Annotated in this window: 5 protein-coding genes and 2 pseudogenes; all 7 read right to left on the bottom strand. The window is 39.0% G+C overall.

All coding sequences use genetic code 11. From position 1 onward, the window contains the following. The coding region (locus tag ACFINH_RS09250) for a DUF3987 domain-containing protein (RefSeq protein WP_375632844.1) at window positions 1-314 on the bottom strand (314 nt) is incomplete at its 3' end. Window positions 315-432: 118 nt separating this feature from the next. Continuing rightward, window positions 433-705 carry a type II toxin-antitoxin system RelE/ParE family toxin gene (locus ACFINH_RS09245; protein ID WP_375610964.1) on the bottom strand — a complete coding sequence of 91 codons (273 nt, stop codon included), beginning with the start codon at window positions 703-705 and terminating at the stop codon, window positions 433-435. Beyond that, complete coding sequence (locus tag ACFINH_RS09240) at window positions 702-992, bottom strand: CopG family ribbon-helix-helix protein (protein ID WP_375610963.1); 291 nt, start codon at window positions 990-992, stop codon at window positions 702-704. Before ACFINH_RS09240 ends, ACFINH_RS09245 begins: the two co-directional genes overlap by 4 nt. Window positions 993-1,103: 111 nt before the next feature. Further along, window positions 1,104-1,790 (bottom strand): annotated as a pseudogene (locus ACFINH_RS09235) (virulence-associated protein E); the annotation flags it as partial. Between the two features lie 97 nt (window positions 1,791-1,887). After that, window positions 1,888-2,088 (bottom strand): AlpA family transcriptional regulator, encoded by a 201-nt coding sequence (locus tag ACFINH_RS09230; RefSeq protein WP_007347209.1) that lies wholly within the window; start codon window positions 2,086-2,088, stop codon window positions 1,888-1,890. A 207-nt stretch (window positions 2,089-2,295) separates the two neighbouring features. Continuing rightward, a complete protein-coding gene (locus ACFINH_RS09225) occupies window positions 2,296-3,462 on the bottom strand; it encodes a tyrosine-type recombinase/integrase (protein WP_375632842.1) in 1,167 nt (388 codons plus the stop codon). Window positions 3,463-3,722: 260 nt separating this feature from the next. Then, window positions 3,723-3,899, bottom strand: a pseudogene (locus tag ACFINH_RS09220) (PBSX family phage terminase large subunit); the annotation flags it as partial.

Below are 3,899 nucleotides of genomic sequence, written 5' to 3'. Positions count from 1 at the left end.
AGCGGAATAATGCGTGAAGGTTGAATGCCTCCAATCATGGATAAAGTGACATAAGGGATAAAAATGGTTCCACGCTCTATACGGTCATAAGTAAATTGATCATCGCCATTAAAAGCTGTTAAATAAAAGGCGCGGTCTGATTGATATTCCTTTCTTTCTAGATTGGCTAAAAAGCCAGCCAATTCATCACGCACCATTAAGAGACCACGGGGGTTTTCTTTTAAGAGTTCCCCAAGCTTTTCAACAGACACATCATTGACAATAGTGTCATCTTCATTTTTACGAGTAGAAACTAAGCGGTGTGCAAAGTGCATTATGCAATCATATTCGCAATATTAGAAAAATAATAATTTATCATTATTTACTGATACGGAGCGCAGTATTGTAGAAAATAATTTTCTTCAATTACAAAATAAATAAAAATACAGTTGATTAAGGAAATTTTTTCTTTGTATGGAGCACACGTAAAATACGCACAACGCCATTTGAAATATCATAAATCATGATATAATTTGGATGTACAATAAGTTCACGTGTATTTACAATTCGTCCTAAACGACCAAGGGTAGGAAATTTAACAAGTTTTTCTACTTTTTCAGATAAAAGTTGATCAAACTTTAAGGCAGCGGAAGGATTATCTTGTGATATGTATTCACGTATCTTTTTGCGGTCAACGTGTGCTACTTGTGTCCAAATTAGCTTCATAAAGTTGATCTATCTAGTTTACTTTGTGTCTTTAAGCGCCATTCTTTTGCTTCTGCTTCGATTTCTTCAGAAGACATTATATCACTTGCATTAGCAGAATTTATCCCTAATTGAACTTGTTCCCGAAACCATAAATCGTATGCACTTTTTTCTTTTTGTTCTTTTACGATATCGCGCATATAATCGCGCAATAATTGAGCACCAGATCTATCACACGCCTTTGCTGCTTTGGAAAATTCATTTTTTAATACATCATCGACGCGAAAGGTAAATGTTGTCTCAGCCATTTTACGACCACTTAATGTGTTACAAAGTAGTTCTAATGTAATGTATTTTTACTGTTTCTTCAATAGGTACTATTAGAATAGATATTTTATATCTATTTTGCATTTTCATAGGGTTGAAAGGGACGCCCATAAATCAACGGGCTCTGATAACAACCCAGACAAAAGAGCCAGACCGGTTTCAATGCCTTCACAAATGACCAGATGTTTTGGATTGGCTTGGCTTAAATGCACCCCACCACCCGTTACAGATCCCAACATGGCTTTTGCTGGTTTCTGATCTGTTTTGCAGCCATTGTCTTTTAAAAAGGTTCTATGAATGGCAAAGGAACCAGCCCCCTTAACAAGAGCAACCAACGCGGGCAATGTACCCCCAGAGGGGTGTGGACATTTGCTATGAAAACGTAAATCAGCAGGCAAATCACATGTAATACCCCGCATACGTAAATAGGTTTCTGCTAAAGTATTTTTGATTGGTTGGCTTTGTTGCCAAATTGCTTTTGCTCTCTCTGCTTTCTGTTTTGCTCGTTTGAGATCAGCACAAAACTGTTTTGAGAAAGAGAGCGTCTGATCATAAGCTTGTTTTCCAAGCAATCCAATTCTAATAAGCGCTTGTATGATCTCTCTAAAAGAGCAGCCAGCATAACAAGTGAGTAAAAGACGCCCATCATGTCCATTGGCAAGGGATAAGCTAGGCAGCCTATCATCATGAGCAGGGCAACGGGCTGTTCCATAACGCCCATGCCAAGTACCACGCAAGGCACGTGTGATACCTTGCGCATTCTTAAAAGAACACATCATTTTAAATCCTATAACGTTGCGTCATAGGACGGATTGTGCTATCTTTAGAGTGATGAGTTTGAGAAAGCCTTGTCCGTCCTTACGTGACAAGGTTTTTTTATGCCGCGTCACTTTGACGTTGCTGTTTTGCTTGCTCGATTACATTCAAAAGATCCGATTGTAACCAACGGGATAAAAAACCAAATTTTAAAGGTTTTGGGAGAGAGCCATTAGTAACATGACGGCGGAAAGTTGAGACACTCATATGAAGCAATTTTGCACTTTCACGGTCTGTCAAAAGAATATCATTTTCTGTCATACGAAAATCCTTTCTATCAAAAAATGGTAACAAATCATAACCATTTATTAACCACATTTTGGTTCATTTAGAAAGATGTTTTATTTATAGAAAACAATATTTTATTATACAATTTCTGATGTGAGATGTGATGAATCTTATTGAGAAAGAATGAGAGACAAGAGAGCTAAAGTTATCCACAGATCATGGGGTTATGCACCCCATATCTTAAGATTGACCAGTGACATAAGCCGCCCATTTCTCCATATAGACACGGCGCTGTTCTAAATAATCAGTACGACGATAGGCACGCTCTACTTTACCGCCAACCGTATGAGCTAAAATGGTTTCAGCGACCTCATAGGGGGCATTGGTTGTTTCAGCAAGCCAATCGCGTAAACTAGAGCGAAAACCATGCGGGCATGCTTCAATTTTATTTTTTCTCATATACCAAGCCATCATCGTATGTGAAAGAGGACCGCGACCGGTAGGAGAAAAAAGAAAATCACTTTTAGAAATACAACGAGCTTGTTCAATAATTTTCAGCGCTTCTTTTGATAAGGGGACGCGAAATTCTGTTGTAGTATCACGCTTTCCTTTCATATTTTCAGCAGGAATTGTCCAGACATCATCTTCAATTTGACCTTCACGAATATGACGCAAAGGAAAAGTACGAACTCCTGTCAAAATAAGCAAACGCAAAGCCAGTTGTGTTAGGATTGTTGTTTGGCAAAGTGTTTTATAAAAGGCAGGGACCTCTTTCCAATCCATTGCGGGCATGTTTTGCGTTTTATGACGTTGTTTGCCTAAGAGAGCACGTGCTTTTTCTGTTGCTTGTAAATCAACATCCAATCCTAATGCAGCCGCATGTTTGAGACATATATTAAGACGATTAAGAGCTCTATTAGCTGTTCCAGCTTTTGTATGCCAGATAGGAGCAAGAGTATTGCGTATCTCAGTTTGGGTAATTTCTGAAACGGGTAAACAGCCTAATTTGGGGAGAATATGAAGACGTAATGGTAAAAACCAATGTCCGTCTTTTCCATCCCCTTTTAATTCAGCTTTACGACTTTCAAAAGCATCTATGGCAATATCTTTTAAGTAATGGAGATTGCTTATCGCCTCACGCTTTTGTTTATTGCGTTCTTTAATAGGGTCACGACCCTCATGCAAAACAGAACGCCATTGATTTGCCAATTCACGCGCTTTTTTTAAAGAAACGTTTCGCAATGCCCCCAAGCCCATTTCACGACGGCGCCCATGAATGGTATAACGGTAAATCCATTGAGCACCGCCATCTTTACGCTTGTGAAGTAACAAGCCGGCACCATCGTTATATTTGCCAGCCCCTAATGTTGCAACAGATCTTGCATTAAGACGGTTCATAAGAGCCATTTTAAGTCCTTTCTTATACAAATTTTATCCACACACTCATCCCACTTGCTATGTGCAAACGAGTGGTTTTGATTGATTCAATATAAACAGATTTGAAATAAGAGAATCTTACGTTATTCGGGTCTTTAACTCAATATGAATAACGCTAGATTATCATTATAAATCAATAGCTTGTCACCAGTTGACAAGCTTGCGAAACAAACCTTCTGTCGACAAATCTGATGCGTTACTTTCTTTCTCTAAATGCTCTTCATCATGCATCATTCTGCCATCCATGACGTGCTCTCATAAGTTTCTCTACCACTATAAGCTGGTCTCTTCTGTTTTTGCATCGGCTGTTCATACCCCACACACATTAACCCAAAGGCATCCGCACCATGACTGGACCAATCATGCTCTGCTCCCAAGCCAATATTGCGCTTCTCATCCCATTTCTC

It is taken from the genome of Bartonella sp. AA74HLJMH, from assembly GCF_042197045.1.
GTDB lineage: Bacteria > Pseudomonadota > Alphaproteobacteria > Rhizobiales > Rhizobiaceae > Bartonella.
Note: the sequence above shows the minus strand (reverse complement) of the source record. Positions and strands in the feature narration are given on the sequence as shown.

Excerpts from the sequence above, each read along its gene's own strand:
- ACFINH_RS09245 (WP_375610964.1), bottom strand. The coding sequence starts at position 705 with ATGAAGCTAATTTGGACACAAGTAGCACACGTTGACCGCAAAAAGATA.
- ACFINH_RS09240 (WP_375610963.1), bottom strand. The coding sequence starts at position 992 with ATGGCTGAGACAACATTTACCTTTCGCGTCGATGATGTATTAAAAAAT.
- ACFINH_RS09230 (WP_007347209.1), bottom strand. The coding sequence starts at position 2,088 with ATGACAGAAAATGATATTCTTTTGACAGACCGTGAAAGTGCAAAATTG.
- ACFINH_RS09225 (WP_375632842.1), bottom strand. The coding sequence starts at position 3,462 with ATGGCTCTTATGAACCGTCTTAATGCAAGATCTGTTGCAACATTAGGG.